Raw genomic sequence first — 19,780 nt, 5'->3', positions numbered from 1 at the left:
CACCGCGATGTTCAAGCCCAATGCTCGTGTCCTCAAACAGCGATACCTCGACGAGGCCCACAGCTTCTTCGAGGAGCGGGGACCGTTCGCCATCGTCATCGCACGCTTCGTGCCGATCGTGCGAACCCTCGCGCCGATCACCGCAGGCGCCGCCAGGATGAGCTACGGCGCGTTCACGCTTTTCAACATCATCGGCGCCGTCGTGTGGGGCGTCGGCCTGACGCTCCTCGGGTATGGACTCGGCCAGTTCGAGATCATCCAGAAGCTGCTGGAGCCGATCTTCATCCTCATCGCGGTCGCCTCGATAACGCCGATGATCTACGAGTGGTACAAGCGACGCCGGGCAGCCAAGAACGCGCTAGGAGTGACTCCCGAACCAGTCGAGGAGTAAGTCGGCCAGGGTGTCCGGCCGTTCCTCCGGGATCCAGTGCGAAACGCCGCGCAGGACTTCGAACCGGTAATCGGCGCTGACGTAGTTGCCGCTGGCATAAGCGGCCTTGTCGAGCAGGGCCTCGTCGGCGTCGCTCCATACGTACATCGTCGGCACGGTGATCTTCCCCGGTGCTTTCGCCATCAGCATCGCCCGATACCAATTCAGGGCGGCCGTCAGCGCCCCTGGCTCGCTCATCGCGGCGACGTCTCTGGCTGTGTTGGCCGGTGTCTGACCGCCGCGCTCAAGGGACACCGCCATCGCTGTGGTCGATCCGTCGCGGCGCAGCAGAAGCCGTTCGGGTATACGCGGCAAGTGGAAGAAGAACATGTACCAGGACGCCAACACCTGACGGCTGGTCACCACCGCCTTGACGAACGCGACAGGATGCGGCACCGAGATCGGCGAGACCGATGCCAGCCGCTCGGGCAGCCGCGCCGCGACGTTCCATGCCACCCCGGCGCCCCAGTCATGCCCGACGAGGTGTACCCGCTCGGCGCCGCTGGCGTCGATGAGCGCGGCGACGTCGGCGACGAGTTCCGACATCCGGTAATCGCGACGCCGCGGTGGTCGCGCGCCCGGCGAGTATCCGCGTTGATTGGGGGCCAGGCATCGATACCCCTGTGCCGTCAGCTTGTCGATCACGGCGCTCCATGAGTCGTTGCGCTGCGGGAATCCGTGCAGCAGCACGACGACCGGTCCGTCGGCGGGACCGTCATCGCGGACGTCGAAAACCAGTTCACCGCGCCGGAATTGCTTCATCGGCTCAGCATCTCACGAGCTTGAAGACCGACCTTCCTCCAGTGCGCGGATCAGGCTCGCCGAATCCCATGGCCCCTTATGCCGCTTGCCGTTGACGAAGAACGTCGGCGTCGAGTTGAGATCCATCAGCTCGGCGTCCTGCGCGTCGTCCTGCACCCGGTGCAGCACCTTCGAGGCGTGCACCCGCACGTCCTGGTCGAACCGGTCGATATCGCAACCGATGGCCACCGCATAGCGGTACATGTCCGACCACTCGAGATCGTCTTGATGACCGAACAGTTCGCGCCCCATCTCAAAGAACTTGCCCTGCAATGCCGCCGCCTCGGCAGCCCGTGCGGCGTCGAATGCGCGCGGGTGCACCCGCTCCAGCGGAAGGTGGCGCCACACGTAACGCAACTCATCGCCGAAATGCGCTCGAACCTCATCGATCGCGCCGGTCGCCCTGCTGCAGAACGGGCATTCGTAATCGCCGTACTCCACAAGGGTCAGCGGAGCGTCGGGATTCCCGCGGATGTGGTCGCGCTCGGGATCGACGGGCCGCAGCAGCTTCATGCCCACCGGTTCCGGCGGGCTCACCCAGTCGGTGATCCGGAAGATGGCCCAGCCGGCGAGGAAGGCGGTGACCGACGCGATGAGGACGCCGATCAGGGCCTGCTCCTTGCGCGCCGGGTCGCTGATCGCGATGTCGACGATGAAAAGCGAGATGGTGAAACCGATTCCGGACAGCGCCGCGCCACCGGTCACCCTGCGCAGCGTCAGGCCCGGAGCCAGCTGCCCGATGCCGGTGCGCCGCATAAACCACGTCGCGCCGGTGATGCCGACGAACTTTCCGATCACCAGGCCCGCGACGATGCCCCACGTCAGCGGCGAGCGCATCGCCGCCACCACGCTGTTCCGGTCGAGTAGCACCCCGGCGTTGACCAACGCGAACAGTGGCAACACCAGAAACGACACATAGGGGCCGACGGTTGTCTGTAGCCGCTCATTAATCGAAATCGACTGCCGCAGACCACGAGTCGCCGCCCTGGCGTATTGCGAATTCGGCGACTGCCGAAATGCCCGCATCAGATCGACGGCCTGTTCGACCTGCCGCCGCTCGGGTGTGAAGACCGGGATCAACAATGCGACCGCAACGCCGGCCAGCGTCGGATGCACACCCGCCACGAACAGCGCCACCCAGAGCCCGAAGGCCAGCACCGCGTAGGCCGGACCACGAGCGGCAGGCAGCAACCGCACCAGCGCGATCGCGCCGATGAGCACAACAGAAATCACCAACGGGACCACTTGGATGCGGTCGGAGTAGAACAACGCGATCACGCACAGCGCGCCGACGTCGTCGACAACGGCCAACGTGAGCAGGAAGATCCGCAGCCGGGCAGGGAATTTCGGCCTGATGATGGCCAGCGCGCCGATCAGGAAGGCGGTGTCGGTCGAGATCACCACACCCCACGCCTGCGCGTCCTCACCGGACGGGTTGAACAGCAGGAAGATGACGGCTGGTATCAGCAGGCCTGCGCCGGCGGCGACCACCGGGACCACCGCCCTCGAGCGGTCAGTGAGCTCGCCGATGGCGAACTCTCGTGTCACCTCCAGGCCGACGATGAAGAAGAAGAACGTCATCAGGCCGTCGTTGACCAGGTGCTTGACGGTCATTTCGAAGTGGTGCGCACCGAAGGTGAAACCGACATGCGTGTCCAGCAGGGCCCAATAGCTGTGGCCCCATGGCGAATTCGCCCACAGGATCGCGGCGAGGGTGAACGCCAACAGCAGACCGGCGGCGGCATTCTCGGTGGTGGTGATCGCCTTGGGGTCGCGACTGAACCGCGTCGGCAGCGGGCGAACGATCTGCGGGACGGACTGGGCGCTCAGGTCACGTCTCCTCGTCCTGCCCGGCTTCATTGCTGACAGTGTGCGCGGCTTCCATCAGCATCCAGCCCGAGAGCTGGACCGACAGATCGCGTTCGGGGACCTCGGAGGCGTTGACGGCGCCCTCGACGAACTCGGCTTCCTTCCCGGCTGCGCCCGGTATCTGCGCCGTGCGGTCCCAGAAGGCGGCGAACAGCGGAAGCCCGTCGACGGTTTGGCGGTTGTCCCACGCCGACTGGGCGGACTTCAGCACGAGCGTGCGGGCGGCGTCTCGCGCCTGCTCGTCCTCGGGGCTGTTCTGCGGAAGCGTCGTCGCCACCAGCGCGAGGTAGCGGGCCAGGATCCCGTTGAACAGTCCGCCGTCGCCGCCGCCTGCGCCCTTGATGACCCCCTCGGTCGCCATGTTGTCGCGCACGGCCGCGACGAGCCGGTGCACCCGCTCGGCATGGTCTGCGTCCTTGGTCCGCACCGCGAGCTCGGTTTCCAGCCCGAGCACCACCCCCTGGCAGTACGTGTACTGCGCCCGCACCAGCGAGCCGGCCTTGATGCCGTCGAACACCAGATGTGTCTCTGGGTCGATCAGCGTTTCGTCGATCCAGTCGGACATCTGCTGTGCGCGGCGCAGCCGGTCGTCATAGCGAGCGAGGAATATCCCCGCCGGACCATTGGCCGGTGTATTGAAGAACTGGTCCTGCTTGCGCCACGGGATACCACCGCCGTCCTCAGGCACCCATGAATTGACGAACTGCTCGCAGAGCTTCTTGCACGCGCCGGGCTTGTCGACTCCGGCCAACCGGCCCGCCCGCTCGAGCGCGAGCGCCAGCCAGGCCATGTCGTCGTAATAGTCGTTGATCCATCTCAGCGTGTTGCGCATATGGTGCGACCGGATCTGACGGCGGATCTTCGTCTCCCGCTCGGGTTGCGGATCGCGCAGCTGCGCGTCGACCAGGTTGTCGAGCAGGTGGGCCTGCCACCAGTAATGCCAGACCCCGAACATTCTGTGCTGCCTCGCCGCCGGCCAGGCGACGACGCCCAGCTGGGTGCCCGGCAATCCCCAGAGCCGTTTGAGATGCCGCTTCGCGACGGCGGCTTCGGCGCTGGCAGCACGGTTGGCCCATACCTGATCCATGGCCATGATCCTGCCCTACCACAGCGTCGGGGTGTGGTCATGTCATAGAAGGCGATGAGACGTTTTCGTCTCATTTGGTATATAGTCGTCTCGTGAGTGTGGACCGGGAGAAGCTGCTGCGCGCGGCCGCGGACTTTCTCGGCAGGCGACCAAACGCCACGCAGGACGAGATCGCCGCAGCCGTCGGAGTGAGCCGAGCGACCCTGCATCGCCACTTCGCCGGCAAGAAGGCGCTGATGGAGGCGTTGGACCAGCTCGCGCTCGACGAGATGCGCAAGGCGCTGAAAGCGGCTCGGCTGCAGGAAGATTCGGCGACCGAGGCGTTGCGCCGCCTGATTGCGGCGTGGGAACCGTCGTCGCCATATCTGGCGCTGCTGTACAGCCAAAGCCAGGAGTTCGACCTCGACCAAGCGCAGAAGGGATGGGTGGATATCGACGCCGAGGTGACCGCCCTGTTCCATCGTGGCCAGCAGTCGGGCGAGTTTCGGCCCGGCCTTACCGCGGCCTGGCTCACCGAGGCTGTTTACAGCCTGGTCGCAGGGGCGGCGTGGGCGATTCAGGCCGGCCGGGTCGCCGGACGCGACTTCAACCACATGATCACCGACCTATTACTACACGGAGTGAGCACCTCATGACCCGCCGCTGGTTGGCACTCGGCGTCCTTACCCTTGCGGTCCTGCTGATCGGGGTCGACGGCACCGTGTTGGCGCTGGCCACCCCGTTCATCGGCCAGGACCTGGGTGCCAGCTTCACCCAGATTCTGTGGATCGGCGATATCTACTCCTTCGTGCTGGCGGGGCTCCTCATCAGCATGGGCAGCCTCGGCGACCGTGTCGGCCACAAGAAGCTCTTACTATGCGGTGCAACGGCTTTCGCGATCGTCTCGGTCATCACGGCATACTCGTCCAGCCCCGAGATGCTGATCGCGACGCGGGCGCTGCTCGGCGTGGCCGGTGCGACGCTGACACCCGCCACCCTGGCGCTCATCCGCGGCCTGTTCCCCGATCGTCGCGAACGCAGCATCGCCGTCGGCATCTGGGCCTCGGCATTCTCCGCCGGTGCGGCCTTCGGCCCGATCGTCGGCGGCATCCTGCTCGAGCACTTCTGGTGGGGCTCGGTGTTCCTGATCAACGTTCCGGTGATGCTGGTCCTGGTGGTCGGCGGCCTCGTCCTTCTGCCTGAGCACCGCAACCCCGAGCCGGGTCCGTGGGACCTGCCGAGTGTGGGCCTGTCGATGCTGGGCATGCTGGGGGTCGTCTACGCCATCAAGGAAGGCGCCGCGCTTGGCGTTCGGGTTGATGTGGTGGCGGCTGCCGTGATCGGCGTCGCGGCGCTGGTGGTGTTCGTCCGTCGCCAGCTGCGGCTGCCGACTCCGCTCATCGATGTCCGGTTGTTCGGCAACCGCGCGTTCTCCGGCGTGGTGGCCGCGAACCTGCTGTCGGTGCTCGGCCTTTCCGGTTTGGTGTTCTTCCTGTCGCAGTTCTTCCAGCTGGTGCATGGATACGGCCCGCTGAAGGCCGGACTGGCCGAGTTGCCTGCGGCCGTCACGGCGACGGTTTTCGGCGTACTTGCCGGCGTGGCGGTGCGCTACTGGTCGTCGCGCGCTGTGCTCACCGTCGGCCTCGCGCTTGTCGGTGTGGCGATGGCCTCGCTGACGATGCTCACCCCGTCCACCCCGTATCTGCCGCTGGGTGCGGCACTCTTTGTGGTCGGCGTCGGCCTTGGCCTCGCGTTCACCGTGGCCAGCGATGTGATCCTGGCCAGCGTGCCGAAGGAGCGGGCAGGTGCGGCGGCCGCGGTCTCCGAGACCGCCTATGAGCTCGGCATGGCTCTCGGCATCGCGACGCTCGGCTCAATTGTCACGGGCGTCTATCGCGGCTTCGTCGTTCCGCCGGGCATTCCCGCGGCGGTCGCAGCCGATGCGCGCGATTCCCTGTCGGCGGCGATCGACGCGGCCACCGCGCTGCCTGCCAGTCAAAGCGAAGCCTTGCTCGATGCCGCGAAGGCGGCCTTCACCAATGGCCTTGCCATCGCGTCGGGCGTCGGCTCTGTGCTGATGCTGATCTCCGCCGTGGCGGTGTGGTTCCTGCTGCGTCAACGCCTACCAGGCGCGGCCGAGATCGCCGTGCTGGACGATCCAGGCGTGCATGGCGATGCCCGCTGCGACCGCCGCGTTGATGCTGCGTGTGGAGCCGAATTGGGCGATCGACACGGTTAATTCGGCACCGGCCTTGGCGGCCTCGGTGATTCCCGGCCCTTCCTGACCGAAGATCATCAGGCAGTCCCGCGGCAGCGTGCTGTCCTCCAGCCGCGATGCGCCAGGAACGTTGTCGACCGCGACGACCGTCAGTCCCGCATATGCGGCGAAGGCCAGCAGCTCGGCCGTGGTGTCATGGTGGCGCAACCGCTGATAGCGATCGGTCACCATGGCGCCGCGCCGATTCCACCGCCGTCTGCCCACGATGTGCACGGTGTCAACTGCGAACGCGTTGGCGGTGCGCACGACCGCCCCGATGTTGGCGTCGTTGCCGAAGTTCTCGATCGCGATCTGTAACGGGTGCCTGCGATCATCGATGTCGGCGACGATCGCTTCCCGTCTCCAATATCGGTATGCGTCAACGACATTGCGGGTGTCGCCGTCGCGAAGCAGGTCGGGATCGTAGCGTGGATCGTCGGGGTGCGGTCCCTGCCAGGGACCGACGCCTTGGCTTTCACCCCACTCCGTTGGCCCCGCTTCAGTCATCCGTTTTTTCCCAAAGCGCTGCGTGGGTGCCGACCATTGACACCGACGCGTACAGCAGCGCGGCGTTGATCTCGCCCTGCGTGCACAGCGACGCGCGGACTTGCACAGCGTCCAGCGACGCGTCGGGCAGCACGAGCACCGACGCACCGTAGACGTCACATGCGTGGCTCAGTCCTGGAGCCGGCAGCGTTGGAGCCGCGAGTACCATCAGCGGCCCACCTCGGCGCTCGGAGTCGTCGCGGTAACGCGCTGCGAGGCCACCGATTTCGAGTCCGAGCAGCATGTAGCCGTTGCCCTCGAAGGCGGTCGGGTCGCCCAGTGCGGCCGGGTCGAGTTGGGCACCGTCGGCACGGAACGCATCCACACTCGTCGTCTTGAGCACCAGCCCGGTGTCGTTCTCGTTCGTCGGCGGCACACCCACAGGGAACGCCGCGGGGTAAGCGACCGTGGTGCCTGCGATCCGGTCGCGTGGCGAATAAGCATAAACGCCCCGAACCTGGGATTGGTCGCGCAGAGGGCCCAAACAGACTGTGCCCGTGATCCTGTCGGGTGCCGGCGCCGACAAGGGTTGCACGGCAAGGTTGTTCACATCGCGGCAGCCGCCGACGCCGTTGGCCTCGATCGGGTGAGCCAGCGCGCCGTACAGGCCGAAGCGGATGTCCTCCGGTTTGGCGTGTGGACTTCCCTGCTGAGACGGCGAGCCGTCGACATCGACGAGGACGTAGTCGGAGTCAAAACGCAAGTTGGACACCGAGATGTTCCAGCCAAGGATCGCCAGCGACTCGCCGAGCGTCGCGGTCTGCGCGGCGTAGGGATCGGCGCGCCCGTCGTCGCTGGAGCACGCCGAAGCGATCACGACGATCGTCGCCATGACGGCGATCAGGGCACGGGGCAACATCTAAGTACGGCCGCGGCCTTTGCCGACGACCTTCGTCATGGCGCGCACCAGGTTTCGCGGCACCACCCGTCCACCGGTGGTGAGCGCCTTGTACTGCAGACCCGGGACAATGACGACCTTGCCCTTGCCGACGTCGGCCATGCATTCGCGCACCACGTCTTCGACCTCGAGCCACAGAAACGACGGTGTCTTCGCCATGTCGATGCCCGCACGCGAGTGAAACTCGGTCCGCACGAAACCCGGGCACAGCGCGTGCACGCCGACACCCGTTCCGCCGAGACCGTTGGCCAATCCCTCGGAGAACGCGATCACCCACGCCTTGGACGCCGAGTACGTCGACCCCCTGCCGGGCAGCAGGCCTGCCACGCTGGCGACGTTGATGACGGTGCCGGTGCCTGCGGCCAGCATCGGCGGCAGCGCCGCGTGGGTCAGCTGCATCACGGCGGTCACGTTGACGTCGAGTTGTTTCTGCAGGAGTTCGAAGTCGGCGGTCCAGAATTCACCCGATGTGCCGAATCCCGCGTTGTTCACCAGGATTCGCACGCCGGCGGCGAGCCGGTCGGCGACCTTGGCGCGGTCGGCGGCCAGCGCGAGGTCAGCGGGCAGCACCTCGACGTTGGCGCCGACTTCGTCGCGCAACTCCCCGGCGAGACCGTCCAGGCGTTCGACGTCGCGGGCGACCAGCACCAAATCGTGGCCGTCCATGGCGTAGCGACGGGCGAATCCCGCCCCGATACCGGAAGTCGGTCCGGTGATCATTGCTACGGGGCGGGACATGCCCTAGAGACTAGCCAAGTGCTGCACTGGTTGATTCGGCTGCACCGGGCCCACGCAGATCTCTCGCCTGACGGGGCAATGTCCAAGTGCCCGCGCGCTTGTGACGCGTGTGGTTCGGCGTCAGTCGCTATCGCTGATAGTGCGGCGACTGCCGGCCGTTGCGCGACGGCGGCGGCGGGCGCCGGGCCGGGTCGGCGCGGCCTGTATCGGGACGCGGCTGGGTGTAGCGGCCCACTTCGGGGCGAGCCGGGGGCACGTCGGCCCGACCGGGTGCCGGCTGCTCAGCGCGGGCCGGTGCAGGCTTGAGCGGACGACTGGGTGATCCGCTGCGCCGGGCAACGGCCTGGCCCGCGGTGGCCTGCGGTACCGGCGGCAGCACCCGCAGCAGGTCGTTGAACTGCCGCACGGTGCGCAGGCCCTCGTCCCACTGTGCGCGGGTGCTGGTGACCGGCATCGACACCAGCGTCCAGTGCTGCTCGTTCCACATGATCTCGGCGCAATCCGGCGCGGTGTGAGCGAACGTCACCATCCGCCGATCACACGCCCTTCGCGCGGCATCGAGGTTGGTGGAGTAAACCATCCGGGGGCCGATGGCGCCGAGCAGCCAGATGTCGTTCTCCCGCGGCTCTTTGATGCCCTTGAGCCGCAGGTCGACGACGACGTTGGTGCCGACCTTGCGGTGCAGCGCGATCACGGTAGCGACGTCCTCGAGGTCGAAGATGAACACGGCCTCGCCGCGGATCTGTCCGAGGACGACGTTCTTGGCGGAGATGTCGCCGACTGTCGACATCACGCCACGCTTCCAGCGCTTGAGGATGTCGTGCGACTCGTGCTCATAGTCGAAGCCGTGAGACTTCGCCCACGACTTGCGACGTCGGCCCAGCCCGCGTCGACGGTCGATGTCGACATACAGCAGCACCGCCGCACCCACGAAACAGAGTGCGGACAGCGTGAACCAAAGCGGGACCATTGCGCCCTAGCCTACTTGCAGGTTGCGATTTATCCCGAACTCAAGCAGATCACAACCCGGCATCACCCGGCAGTCACCCCAGGACCAGCGAGTCGCCGTCCGCGCTGACGTTCACGGGGACGACATCGCCGTCGTGCACGTCGCCTGCCAGCAGCAGCTTCGCCAGCTGGTCGCCGATGGCCTGCTGAATCAGCCGACGCAGCGGGCGGGCGCCGTACTGCGGGTCGAACCCGCGCTGAGCCAACCACTTCTTGGCGGGCAGTGACACCTCGAGCGTGAGCCTGCGCTGGGCCAACCGCTTGGCCAGCTGCTCGAGCTGGATATCGACGATGTGCACCAACTCTTCGGGGTTGAGCCCGTCGAAGATGATCACGTCATCCAGGCGGTTGATGAACTCGGGTTTGAACGCCGAGCGCACCGCGGCCATCACCTGTTCTTCCGTGCCGCCCGACCCGAGGTTGGACGTCAGGATCAGGATCGTGTTGCGGAAATCGACGGTGCGGCCCTGACCGTCGGTCAGCCGGCCCTCGTCGAGCACCTGCAGCAGCACGTCGAACACATCCGGGTGGGCCTTCTCGATCTCATCGAACAGGATCACTGTGTACGGACGACGGCGCACCGCTTCGGTCAGCTGGCCGCCCTGGTCGTAGCCGATGTATCCGGGAGGCGCACCGACCAGCCGCGCGACCGAGTGCTTCTCGCCGTATTCGCTCATGTCGATGCGGACCATCGCCCGCTCGTCGTCGAACAGGAATTCCGCCAGGGCCTTGGCCAGCTCGGTCTTACCGACACCCGTCGGGCCAAGGAACATGAACGAGCCCGTCGGACGGTTCGGGTCGGCGACACCGGCCCGGCTGCGGCGCACCGCATCCGAGACGGCGACGACGGCCTTCTTCTGCCCGACGACGCGCTTGCCCAGCTCGTCTTCCATCCGCAGCAGCTTGGCCGTCTCGCCCTCGAGCATCCGGCCCGCGGGAATGCCGGTCCACGCCGACACCACATCAGCGATGTCGTCGGGCCCGACCTCTTCCTTGAGCATGACGTCCTCACGGGCCTCGGCCTGGGGCACCGCCGCGTCGAGTTTCTTCTCGATTTCTGGGATGCGACCGTAGCGCAGCTCGGCGGCCCTCTCGAGGTTGCCGTCGCGCTCGGCGCGGTCAGCCTCGCCGCGCAGCGTCTCCAGCTGCTCCTTGAGCTCGCGGACCACGTCGATGGCGCTCTTCTCGTTCTGCCAGCGCGTCGTCAGCTCGGCCAGCTTCTCCTTCTGGTCGGCCAGTTCCGCGCGCAGCTTCTCCAGCCGGTCCTTCGAGGCGGCGTCCTCCTCCTTGGCCAGCGCCATCTCCTCGATCTCGAGGCGGCGCACCAGCCGTTCGACCTCGTCGATCTCGACGGGCCGGGAGTCGATCTCCATGCGCAGGCGGCTGGCCGCCTCGTCGACCAGGTCGATGGCCTTGTCGGGCAGGAAACGAGCGGTGATGTAGCGGTCCGACAGTGTGGCCGCAGCGACCAGCGCCGAGTCGGTGATGCGCACGCCGTGGTGCACCTCGTAGCGATCCTTCAGGCCGCGCAGGATGCCGACCGTGTCCTCGACCGACGGCTCGCCGACGTACACCTGCTGGAAACGGCGCTCGAGAGCGGCGTCCTTCTCGATGTGCTTGCGGTACTCGTCGAGCGTGGTCGCACCGACCAGCCGCAGCTCGCCGCGCGCGAGCATGGGCTTGATCATGTTGCCGGCGTCCATCGAGGACTCGCCGGTCGCGCCCGCGCCCACGATGGTGTGCAGCTCGTCGATGAACGTGATGATCTGGCCTGCCGAGTTCTTGATGTCGTCAAGGACGGCCTTGAGCCGTTCCTCGAACTCGCCGCGGTACTTCGACCCAGCCACCATCGAGCCGAGGTCCAGCGAGACGACCGTCTTATCGCGCAGGCTTTCCGGCACGTCGCCGGCCACGATCCGCTGAGCCAGGCCCTCCACGATCGCGGTCTTGCCGACGCCTGGCTCACCGATCAGCACGGGATTGTTCTTGGTGCGACGGGACAGCACCTGCACGACGCGACGAATCTCGTTGTCGCGCCCGATAACTGGGTCGAGTTTGCCCTCGCGAGCGCGCGCCGTGAGGTCAGTGGAGTACTTCTCCAGCGCCTGATACGTCGCTTCGGGCTCCGGGCTGGTCACCCGCGCGCTGCCGCGGACCTTGACGAACGCCTCCCTCAAAGCTTGAGGTGACGCGCCATGTCCGGTCAGCAGCTTGGCCACCTCGCCGTCCCCCGTGGCCAGCCCGACGAGCAGGTGCTCGGTCGAGACGTACTCGTCGTCCATCTCGGTGGCGAGGTTCTGGGCGGTCGTGATCGCCGCGAGCGACTCGCGGCTCAGCTGTGGCTGCGAGGCAGCGCCGCTGGCCCTGGGGAGCCGGCCGACGAGGCGCTCCGTCTCGGTACGGACAGTCGCGGGCTCGACGCCGACGGCCTCAAGGAGCGGGGCGGCGATGCCATCGTTCTGAGTGAGCAGTGCCATCAGCAGGTGGGCGGGGGTGATGTGCGGGTTGCCTGCGGAACTGGCCGCCTGCAACGCCGACGTCAGCGCCGCCTGCGTTTTGGTCGTCGGGTTGAAAGAATCCACGACTACCTCCAATCGTCTAGAAAAAGCCTTGTCGCGTTGTTCAACGTCGTCAAGGTTGAGTCTGTTCCGCTCAAGTTTAACTTTCTTGGTAACGGCGGGGCGCATCACCCCGCAGGCCGTCATCGGTCAGGCTGAATAGGTGCGGTTTCCTCGCCCCCACCGGTTCGTCATCGCCGGCTGCGTGGCGGTCGCGGCGCTGACGATCGCGGCACTGTTGATCGCGGTCGGAGCGAGATCGACGCCTGCGACTTCGGACGAGGACCGTGTGCGCGCCGTGCTGAACGGCATGAACGGCTCGTACAACCGCTCGGATTTCGCCGCGTTCGCGTCGCACGTGTGTCCCGACATGCTCCGAGCCGACCAGTTCGAAGCGGGTTGGTATCACAGCCCACGAACCCTCTAAGTGAGCTTGCGGCCCTGAACGTAGACCTCCGCGATGGACGTCTCGCGCATTCCCATCAGCAGCAGGAACAGCGTCTGATCACGCGCGAGAATCGGGTCGCCGGAACGCACCGCATAAGTCACAGGGCCGTGCAACGCAGAGGTGCGCGACGGATCGACGACGACGAAGTCGGCCTCCTTGCCCACGTCGAAATTGCCGAAGCGGTCCTCCATGTCGAGCGCCCGCGCGCCGCCGAGCGTCCCGATGAACAACATCTCTGCCGGGTGCATCGACACCCCGGCGTCACCGGGCTCGCTGATGTGCACCTTGAACGCATCGCCGAGCACCCGCGGAATCAGCCATTCGTCTCCCCCACCGAAATCCGTTCCGGCCGAGATGTTTACGCCCGATGCCACGGTACGTTTCCATGGCATGGTGCCCGACCCCAGGAACAGCTGTGAGACCGGGCAGTGCGATATCGACGTGCCCGTCTCGGCCATCCGCTCCAATTCGGCGTCCTGGCAGTGCACGCAATGAGCCAGGATGGTCCGTCTGCCGAGCAGGCTCTTGCCGCCGACCGCCGATCCCGGCAGGAACTTTCCGTCATAGGTGTCGAGATACGAATCGACTTGATACGTCTCTTTGGTGGTGTCGACCTCACCGGAGCCCGGCCGATTGTTTTCGTTCAGATGGCTGTGCACGTAGACACCGCGATCACGCACCTCGTCGTACAACTCGCCGAGGTTCTTCAACGTCTCGGTGGTCACCGACAGCGAAAACCGCGGAACGATCGCGACATGCAGCAGCGCGGTGTCGACATCGCCGGTGTCGGCGGCATGCCACTTGTCGATCTCGTCGCGGGTCAGCCGGATGGCGTCTTCCTCCGACGTCAGTAGCGGCGCCGCGGTCTCGCCGCCGACGGTCTGGATGCCCCTGCCGCTGACGATCCGCAGTCCGACGCGCTGGGTCTCGCTAAAGAGGGCGTCCTGTGCGTGCGGGAACGCCGACCCGAACACCATGGCCGCGGTGGTGCCCACCGCGAGTCGACGCGCACAGAACTCGTCGGCCGCCTGCTGCGCGAATTCCGGATCGCCCAAACGTGATTCGGACGGGAAGATGCACAAGTTGAGCCACTCCAGCAGCTGGCCGCCGCCGTAGGAGTCCCCGGCATAGGTCTGCGGAAAGTGGATGTGGGTGTCGACGAAGCCGGGCAGCAAGAATCCGGGGCGGTGGTCGTAGACGGCGGCCGGTGCGTAGTCGGACGGAAGTTCTGACCGCCGGCCGGTGAACACGATGCGACCCGTGTCGTCAATTGCCAACGCGCCGTCGGGAATTGACACCAACGCGTCGGCGGCCTCGGTCACCGTCGGACTGCCTGCCAGGTGAAACACGTGACCCAAATGCACCTGACTGCCCACGGTGACCGCCTCCTCGCTGCTAGGTTCTTGTCGAATCATGCGACGAAAGGCCGGTCAATGTCGGGCAATTGGGGATCCGTTCTGACCGAACTCATCCCGCTGGCGCTCGTGGTCGCGCTCTCGCCGCTGTCGATCATTCCGGCAGTGCTGGTGCTTCACACATCGCGGCCGCGGCCTGCGGGGCTGGCCTTCCTTGCCGGCTGGCTGATCGGACTGGCCGCGCTGGCGGCCATCTTCCTCAGCGTGTCGAGCCTGCTCGGCGGACTCCATGACAAGCCGCCCGGTTGGGCCTCATGGCTGCGGATCGTCGTCGGGAGCGCGCTGATCGTGTTCGGTGTATATCGCTGGCTCACCCGCAACCGGTCAGCCCACACGCCGAAATGGATGCAGAGCCTGAGCAACGTCACGCCGCCAAGGGCCGCCGTGACCGCAGCCGTGCTGACGGTGGCCAATCCCAAGGTGCTGTTCATCTGTGCCGCAGCGGGTTTGGCGATTGGCAGTGCCGGCTTGGAAAGCTCATCCGCGTGGCTGGCCGTGGCGTGGTACGTGGCAGTGGCCGGCTCGACCGTCGCGATACCCGTGCTGGCCTACGCGGTGTCCGGTGACCGTCTCGACGAACCGCTGCGGCGCCTCAAGGACTGGATGGAGCGCCATCATGCCGCGCTGGTGGCAGGGATACTGATCGTGATCGGTCTTCTGGTGCTGTACAAGGGAATTCACGGTCTATAGCTCGGGAAGACCCAACTCCTCGGCGGGGGCGGTCAGGTACCGGGTCACCGTCGGCGCAATGAGCCTCACCACCTCATCACCGGACAGCGTCGCCATCGGCGGCACCTGCATGACATAGCGCACCATTGCCACGCCCACCAATTGCGATCCGGCGAGCATGGCGCGCAGCCGAGCCTGCTCCCCGCCACCGAGCACCCCGGATACGGCTGGCAGCACATATGTCTGCAGGAACCCACGGAATGCTTCGTGCGCATCGGAGTTGGACGTGGCCGACTGCAGCATCGCCCGCATGCTAGCTGCGGTTTCGGGTGTCTCCCAGATATGCAGATACGCGCGCAGCATCCGGGTGCCGACGTCGCCGTCACCATCGGACAGCGCCGCGATCAGGACATCGGGGTCCAGGATCAGCCGCAGCGATTCCCGGAAGAGCTCTTCCTTCGACCCGAACAGGTACAGCACCATCGACGGGTCGACGTGAGCATCGCGCGCGATCGCGCGCAGCGTCGTCTTCTCGTAACCGTCCGAGGCGAACCGGTTCTTGGCCGCGGCAAGGACAGCGTCGCGCGACACCGGATCACCCTGCCGGCGGCCCCGCCGCTTGGTTGTCTTCGCTGGTGAGGACATACGCCGACACTATCATTTCAATGAGTGTTGAAATTCATCCGCATCAGCGTTACGCTCCTCGCGAGGATTAATTCAACGTTGGATGAAAAGGACTCATCATGGCCACGCAAGAGGTCGCGAGACACACCCACCACGCATCACCCGTGCACGAACCACCTGCCGGCATCCGTGCCGCCGGCATCATCGTCGTACTCACGGTCGTGCTGGCCGTCGTCGCGATCGCGTTCGCGTTGCCGGCCGCCCGCTCAAAGCCGCAGGATGTGCCGATCGGCGCGGCCGGACCGCAGGCGGCCAGTGGCCAAATCGCCGACCAGCTCGAACAGCGCGCACCCGGCGCCTTCGCGGTCACCTACTATCCGGGCGAACAAGCGCTGCGGGACGCGATCCGCAACCGCGACGTCTACGGCGGCATCGCGTTCGGCCAGGACGGGCCGACGCTGTTCACCGCGACCGGCGCCAGCCCGATGGTCGCCCAATTGCTGACCCAGATCGGGAACGGCATTTCCCAGCAGGCAGGTATGCCGCTGCGCACCGAGGATCTGGCGCCACCGACCGCCGACGACCCGCGTGGGGTGGGACTGGCCGCGTCGGCGCTGCCGATCACGCTTGCCGGCATGCTGCCGGCGATCGCGCTGGTGTTCCTGCTCAAGCGCGAGGTGTGGACGCGGTTCACGGCGGCCGTGATCTTCGCAGGCGTGGCGGGTATCACGGTCGCCGGGCTGCTGCGCTACGTGTTCGGCGCCATCGACCAGAACCTGTGGGGTGTCGCGGCGGGGTTGACGCTGGGCGTGCTCGCCGCAGGACTGTCGATGCTCGGCCTGGGCTCGCTGTTCGGCCGGGTGGGCCTGGCACTCGGCGCGCTGCTGGCACTGCTGCTTGGCAACCCGCTGTCCGGCCTGAGCAGCGCACCGGAGATGCTGCCGAGCGGCTGGGGCGAACTCGGCCAGTGGTTGCCACAGGGCGCCAATGCCACGCTGTTGCGCTCGACGGCATTCTTCGACGGGGCCGGCGCGACCATGCCGATCGTGGTGCTGACCTGCTGGGCGCTGGCCGGAGCGGCGCTGATCGTCGTCGCCGGGCTGCGGCAGCGACAGATCGTGCGCGCCTAAACTCGGGCGGCGTGGGACTCGACGACCGTGACGCGCTGTGCATGCTGCGCGACGCGGTCGACCCCGCGCTCGGGTCCGACGATCTGATCCGCAGGTTCTATACGCGCTGGTTCGCCATCGACATGTCGGTCCGCGACCTGTTCCCGCCGGATATGGCCGAGCAGCGGACTGCGTTCGCGCAGGCCATGACGTGGCTGTTCGGCGAGCTCATCGCTCAGCGGGCCGAGGAGCCGGTGGCGTTCCTTGCCCAGCTGGGCCGCGACCACCGCAAATACGGTGTCACGCAAGGCCATTACGACAGCATGCAGGACGCGCTGTACACCACGCTGCGCAGTCATCTGATCGAAAGCTGGGACGACAAACTTGCCGAGGCCGCGCGCGATGCGGTCGCGCTGATCATCGGGGTGATGCGCGGTGCCGCCGACGCGGAGAAGGGCCCACCGTTCTGCGACGGCACCGTGGTCGAACACATCCGGGCCTCCCGCGACGTCTCGGTAGTCCGGCTGCAGCTCGACCAGCCGCTGTTCTACCACCCCGGGCAGTACGTCACCGTCCAGGTGCCACAGTGGCCGCGGCGGTGGCGCTACCTGAGCCCTGCCATCCCCGCCGACCGCGGTGGCGGCGTCGAGTTCCACATCCGCTCGGTCACCGGCGGCATGGTGAGCACCGCGATCGTCGGCGAGACCAAACCAGGCGACCGCTGGCGGTTGTCCAACCCGCACGGCGCCATGCACATCGACCGCGACGGCGGTGACGTGCTGATGGTCGCGGGAAGCACCGGCCTTGCACCGCTGCGGACGCTGATCATGGACCTCACCCGCTGGGGCGTCAATCCGCGAGTGCATCTGTTTTTCGGGGCGCGCTACCCGTGCGAGCTGTACGACCTGCGCACGCTGTGGCAACTCGCCTCGCAGAACCCGTGGCTGTCGGTGACGCCGGTGTCGGAGTACAGCACCGACCCGCCGTGGGCCTGCGACTATCCCGACGTGCAGCCGCCGCGCGGCCTGCATGTCCGTCAGACCGGCACGCTGCCCGACGTCGTCACCAGATACGGCAACTGGGGCGACCGGCAGATCCTGATCTGCGGCGGCCCCGAGATGGTCGAGGCCACCAAGGCCGCCTTGATCGCCAAAGGCGCACCGGCCGAACGCATTCAGCACGATCCGCTGGTAGGCTGAGCGGCACGGCACCAACTCCATTACTGACCAAGATCAATCGGGTCGAGGAGTAACCATGACCACGATGCGGGCCGCTCGCATGTACGGCTACAAGCAACCACTCGAGCTCGAAGAGATCCCAATCCCCGACATCAAACCGAACCAGGTTCTGGTCAAGGTGGGTGGAGCCGGTATGTGCCGCACCGATTTTCAGCTCATCGACGGCTACTTCCACAGCAATCTGCCGATGCAGTTCCCTGCGACGCCTGGCCATGAAATCGCCGGGACGATCGAGAGGATCGGCGCCGAGGTCCCCGCCGCTGCCGGGCTCTCCGAGGGCGATCCGGTGGTGGTCTTCGGTCCCCACGGCGATGGCTCCTGCCGCCAGTGCCACGGCGGCAACGAGCAGATCTGCAACCACGGACAGTGGGTCGGTTTCGGTCCTCATGGCGGATATCAGGAGTACGTCCCTGTCGCCTTCGAGCAGTTGATCAAGGTCAGCGGGAACCTGTCACCGCTCTCGCTCGCCCCACTCACCGATGCCGGGCTCACGCCGTACCGCGGGCTGAAGAAGTTGCGCGCGGCAGGCGTCCTCCATCCCGGGGCAACGCTGGCGGTCATGGGCGTGGGCGGGCTGGGCGCCTACGCCGTGCAGTACGCGAAGTTGCTCGGCTCGGGCGCCACCGTGGTCGCATTCGCCCGCAGCGACGAAAAGCTCGCGCTGGCAACGCAGAACGGTGCCGACCACACCATCAACACCCGGGGCAAATCCGACGACGAGGTGCGCGACGCGCTGGAGCAGGCGACGGGCCGACGCGAAGTCGATGCGGTGATCGAATGTGTCGGTGCCGAGGACAGCGTCCGGCTGGCGTTCGCGCTATTGGCCACCGAGGGCGCGGTGGCCTCCGTTGGCCTCGTCGGCAACCGGATCGACATGCCGCTGTTCCCGTTCGTCGGCAGGGAGTTCACGTTCTTCGGTTCGTTCTGGGGCAACTTCAACGATCTCACCGAGGTCATCGCGCTCGCCGAGGCCGGACAGATCAAAGACTCGGTGACCCAGGTTCGGTTCGAGGACGTCAACGACCACATCGACGCGCTCGGCCGCGGCGACTTCGTCGGCCGTGCCGTGATCGTCTACGACTGACCCGACTCAAGCGCGCCGTCGGCTAAACGGGTCGTGGCAGGATCGCACCATGTCCGACCTCGAGACCGTCACACTGCGTGACCCGTCGTCGCCGTTGACGGCGACCTATGTCCCCAACGCAGGCATGATCGGCACGTCGCTGTCCGACGACGGCGTGGAATTGCTCGGGCAGCGCCGTGGTCTTGCGGCCTACGTCTCGAACGGCAAGTCGATGGGTATCCCGATCCTCTATCCGTGGGCGAACCGGTTGAGCAGCAACGGTTATGGCGTCGACGGCGCCGTCGTCACACTCACACCGGGAACCGGAGGGGTGCGCACCGACGAGCACGGCGTCCCAATCCACGGCACGTTGGCGGCCTACCCCGATTGGCACGTCACCACCCAGCGCGAATCCCGGCTCACCGCGGAACTCGACTACGCGGCCCGCCCCGGTCTGCTGGCCAGCTTCCCGTTTCCGCACCTGCTGACGCTGGACGTCACGCTGGAAGACCGCACGCTCACGGTGCGGACCACGGTCACAGCGACCACAGGTGCCCGGGTGCCGATGTGCTTCGGCTTTCACCCGTATCTCCAGATTCCCGGCGTGCCACGAAGCGAATGGCAGATCGAGACGCCGGCCATGCGGCATCTGCCCGTCAACGCGTGGGGCATTCCTACCGGCGCGACGGAAGTACACGAAGCGACCACAGAGCTGTTGGGCGACAAGACCTTCGACGACGGATACGACGAAGTCGAGCCGGGTTCGGTGTTCGCGGTGTCCGGCGGCGATCGCCGCATCGAGGTCCACTTCGACGAGGGCTACACCGCAGCACAGGTGTTCGCACCTGGCAACGACGACGTGGTCTGCTTCGAGCCGATGACCGCACCGACCGACTCACTGCGCCGCGGCGGCTACCCGGAGGTGTCCCCCGGTGAGTCCGCCGTCGCGCAGTTCCGGATCACGGTCGTTTAACAGCACCAAGCAGATCCACCTTCGAATTGCCCGCTTAGTCAGCGACTTCGCAGAAACACCTGCAGCAGCG

At 66.5% G+C, this 19,780-nt stretch carries 19 protein-coding genes; 9 read left to right on the top strand and 10 right to left on the bottom strand.

Features of this window, described 5'->3' with window-relative positions; translation table 11 throughout:
• The coding region (locus VFH65_RS22905) for a VTT domain-containing protein (protein ID WP_353324508.1) at positions 1-391 on the top strand (391 nt) is incomplete at its 5' end.
• Here VFH65_RS22905 and VFH65_RS22900 read toward each other — a convergent pair.
• From VFH65_RS22900 to VFH65_RS22890, 3 genes are read right to left on the bottom strand one after another with little or no spacing between them, the layout of a single operon-like run.
• Positions 359-1,192, bottom strand: coding sequence for an alpha/beta fold hydrolase (locus VFH65_RS22900; RefSeq protein ID WP_353324506.1), 834 nt, complete (start codon positions 1,190-1,192; stop codon positions 359-361). The two genes, VFH65_RS22905 and VFH65_RS22900, sit on opposite strands and share 33 nt — an antisense overlap.
• 12 nt (positions 1,193-1,204) lie before the next feature.
• Positions 1,205-3,091 (bottom strand): Na+/H+ antiporter NhaA, encoded by a 1,887-nt coding sequence (gene nhaA, locus VFH65_RS22895; RefSeq protein ID WP_353324504.1) that lies wholly within the window; start codon positions 3,089-3,091, stop codon positions 1,205-1,207.
• The gene (locus tag VFH65_RS22890) at positions 3,063-4,187 is read right to left on the bottom strand and encodes a glycoside hydrolase family 76 protein (protein WP_353324502.1); all 1,125 of its coding nucleotides are present in this window, start codon (positions 4,185-4,187) and stop codon (positions 3,063-3,065) included. Before VFH65_RS22890 ends, nhaA begins: the two co-directional genes overlap by 29 nt.
• 92 nt (positions 4,188-4,279) lie before the next feature.
• Between VFH65_RS22890 and VFH65_RS22885 the strand changes: the two genes are divergently transcribed.
• Positions 4,280-4,822 carry a TetR/AcrR family transcriptional regulator gene (locus tag VFH65_RS22885; protein WP_353324500.1) on the top strand — a complete coding sequence of 181 codons (543 nt, stop codon included), beginning with the start codon at positions 4,280-4,282 and terminating at the stop codon, positions 4,820-4,822.
• The gene (locus VFH65_RS22880; protein ID WP_353324498.1) at positions 4,819-6,405 is read left to right on the top strand and encodes an MFS transporter; all 1,587 of its coding nucleotides are present in this window, start codon (positions 4,819-4,821) and stop codon (positions 6,403-6,405) included. The genes VFH65_RS22885 and VFH65_RS22880 overlap by 4 nt, the downstream gene beginning before the upstream one ends.
• Here the strand turns inward: VFH65_RS22880 and VFH65_RS22875 are convergent.
• The 5 genes from VFH65_RS22875 to clpB form a co-directional block, all read right to left on the bottom strand.
• Positions 6,289-6,930 carry a TrmH family RNA methyltransferase gene (locus VFH65_RS22875; protein WP_353324497.1) on the bottom strand — a complete coding sequence of 214 codons (642 nt, stop codon included), beginning with the start codon at positions 6,928-6,930 and terminating at the stop codon, positions 6,289-6,291. The genes VFH65_RS22880 and VFH65_RS22875 overlap by 117 nt on opposite strands.
• Positions 6,923-7,828, bottom strand: a complete 906-nt coding sequence (locus VFH65_RS22870; RefSeq protein WP_353324495.1) for a hypothetical protein — start codon at positions 7,826-7,828, stop codon at positions 6,923-6,925. Before VFH65_RS22870 ends, VFH65_RS22875 begins: the two co-directional genes overlap by 8 nt.
• A complete protein-coding gene (locus VFH65_RS22865; RefSeq protein WP_353324493.1) occupies positions 7,829-8,605 on the bottom strand; it encodes an SDR family NAD(P)-dependent oxidoreductase in 777 nt (258 codons plus the stop codon).
• Between the two features lie 127 nt (positions 8,606-8,732).
• Entirely contained in the window at positions 8,733-9,575 is an 843-nt protein-coding gene (gene ttfA, locus VFH65_RS22860; RefSeq protein ID WP_353324492.1) for a trehalose monomycolate transport factor TtfA, read from the bottom strand.
• Between the two features lie 73 nt (positions 9,576-9,648).
• A complete protein-coding gene (gene clpB / locus VFH65_RS22855; protein ID WP_353324490.1) occupies positions 9,649-12,195 on the bottom strand; it encodes an ATP-dependent chaperone ClpB in 2,547 nt (848 codons plus the stop codon).
• Between the two features lie 139 nt (positions 12,196-12,334).
• Here clpB and VFH65_RS22850 point away from each other — a divergent pair, with 139 nt between their 5' ends.
• Positions 12,335-12,598 (top strand): hypothetical protein, encoded by a 264-nt coding sequence (locus VFH65_RS22850; RefSeq protein WP_353324489.1) that lies wholly within the window; start codon positions 12,335-12,337, stop codon positions 12,596-12,598.
• Here VFH65_RS22850 and VFH65_RS22845 read toward each other — a convergent pair.
• Positions 12,595-13,995, bottom strand: a complete 1,401-nt coding sequence (locus tag VFH65_RS22845; protein ID WP_353324488.1) for an amidohydrolase family protein — start codon at positions 13,993-13,995, stop codon at positions 12,595-12,597. The genes VFH65_RS22850 and VFH65_RS22845 overlap by 4 nt on opposite strands.
• 57 nt (positions 13,996-14,052) lie before the next feature.
• Between VFH65_RS22845 and VFH65_RS22840 the strand changes: the two genes are divergently transcribed.
• Positions 14,053-14,724: a GAP family protein gene (locus VFH65_RS22840; protein ID WP_353324486.1), complete on the top strand. Its 672-nt coding sequence runs from the start codon at positions 14,053-14,055 to the stop codon at positions 14,722-14,724.
• On the opposite strand, the gene VFH65_RS22835 is transcribed toward VFH65_RS22840, so the two are convergent.
• Positions 14,719-15,348: a TetR family transcriptional regulator gene (locus VFH65_RS22835; protein ID WP_353324485.1), complete on the bottom strand. Its 630-nt coding sequence runs from the start codon at positions 15,346-15,348 to the stop codon at positions 14,719-14,721. The genes VFH65_RS22840 and VFH65_RS22835 overlap by 6 nt on opposite strands.
• A gap of 98 nt (positions 15,349-15,446) precedes the next feature.
• Here VFH65_RS22835 and VFH65_RS22830 point away from each other — a divergent pair, with 98 nt between their 5' ends.
• From VFH65_RS22830 to VFH65_RS22815, 4 genes are read left to right on the top strand one after another with little or no spacing between them, the layout of a single operon-like run.
• The gene (locus tag VFH65_RS22830) at positions 15,447-16,457 is read left to right on the top strand and encodes an ABC transporter permease (RefSeq protein ID WP_353324483.1); all 1,011 of its coding nucleotides are present in this window, start codon (positions 15,447-15,449) and stop codon (positions 16,455-16,457) included.
• Between the two features lie 11 nt (positions 16,458-16,468).
• Entirely contained in the window at positions 16,469-17,635 is a 1,167-nt protein-coding gene (locus VFH65_RS22825; RefSeq protein WP_353324481.1) for an FAD-binding oxidoreductase, read from the top strand.
• Positions 17,636-17,690: 55 nt separating this feature from the next.
• Positions 17,691-18,758, top strand: coding sequence for an NAD(P)-dependent alcohol dehydrogenase (locus tag VFH65_RS22820; RefSeq protein ID WP_353324479.1), 1,068 nt, complete (start codon positions 17,691-17,693; stop codon positions 18,756-18,758).
• A 49-nt stretch (positions 18,759-18,807) separates the two neighbouring features.
• Positions 18,808-19,710 carry an aldose 1-epimerase gene (locus VFH65_RS22815; protein WP_353324477.1) on the top strand — a complete coding sequence of 301 codons (903 nt, stop codon included), beginning with the start codon at positions 18,808-18,810 and terminating at the stop codon, positions 19,708-19,710.
• Positions 19,711-19,780 lie beyond the last annotated feature (70 nt).

Source organism: Mycobacterium sp. (assembly GCF_035697385.1).
GTDB lineage: Bacteria > Actinomycetota > Actinomycetes > Mycobacteriales > Mycobacteriaceae > Mycobacterium.
Note: the sequence above shows the minus strand (reverse complement) of the source record. Positions and strands in the feature narration are given on the sequence as shown.

What these genes read in the sequence shown, in the direction of transcription:
- VFH65_RS22900 (WP_353324506.1), bottom strand. Translation starts at nt 1,192, where the DNA reads ATGAAGCAATTCCGGCGCGGTGAACTGGTTTTCGACGTCCGCGATGAC.
- nhaA (WP_353324504.1), bottom strand. Translation starts at nt 3,091, where the DNA reads ATGAAGCCGGGCAGGACGAGGAGACGTGACCTGAGCGCCCAGTCCGTC.
- VFH65_RS22890 (WP_353324502.1), bottom strand. Translation starts at nt 4,187, where the DNA reads ATGGATCAGGTATGGGCCAACCGTGCTGCCAGCGCCGAAGCCGCCGTC.
- VFH65_RS22880 (WP_353324498.1), top strand. Translation starts at nt 4,819, where the DNA reads ATGACCCGCCGCTGGTTGGCACTCGGCGTCCTTACCCTTGCGGTCCTG.
- VFH65_RS22875 (WP_353324497.1), bottom strand. Translation starts at nt 6,930, where the DNA reads ATGACTGAAGCGGGGCCAACGGAGTGGGGTGAAAGCCAAGGCGTCGGT.
- VFH65_RS22870 (WP_353324495.1), bottom strand. Translation starts at nt 7,828, where the DNA reads ATGTTGCCCCGTGCCCTGATCGCCGTCATGGCGACGATCGTCGTGATC.
- VFH65_RS22865 (WP_353324493.1), bottom strand. Translation starts at nt 8,605, where the DNA reads ATGTCCCGCCCCGTAGCAATGATCACCGGACCGACTTCCGGTATCGGG.
- ttfA (WP_353324492.1), bottom strand. Translation starts at nt 9,575, where the DNA reads ATGGTCCCGCTTTGGTTCACGCTGTCCGCACTCTGTTTCGTGGGTGCG.
- VFH65_RS22840 (WP_353324486.1), top strand. Translation starts at nt 14,053, where the DNA reads ATGTCGGGCAATTGGGGATCCGTTCTGACCGAACTCATCCCGCTGGCG.
- VFH65_RS22835 (WP_353324485.1), bottom strand. Translation starts at nt 15,348, where the DNA reads ATGTCCTCACCAGCGAAGACAACCAAGCGGCGGGGCCGCCGGCAGGGT.
- VFH65_RS22830 (WP_353324483.1), top strand. Translation starts at nt 15,447, where the DNA reads ATGGCCACGCAAGAGGTCGCGAGACACACCCACCACGCATCACCCGTG.
- VFH65_RS22820 (WP_353324479.1), top strand. Translation starts at nt 17,691, where the DNA reads ATGACCACGATGCGGGCCGCTCGCATGTACGGCTACAAGCAACCACTC.
- VFH65_RS22815 (WP_353324477.1), top strand. Translation starts at nt 18,808, where the DNA reads ATGTCCGACCTCGAGACCGTCACACTGCGTGACCCGTCGTCGCCGTTG.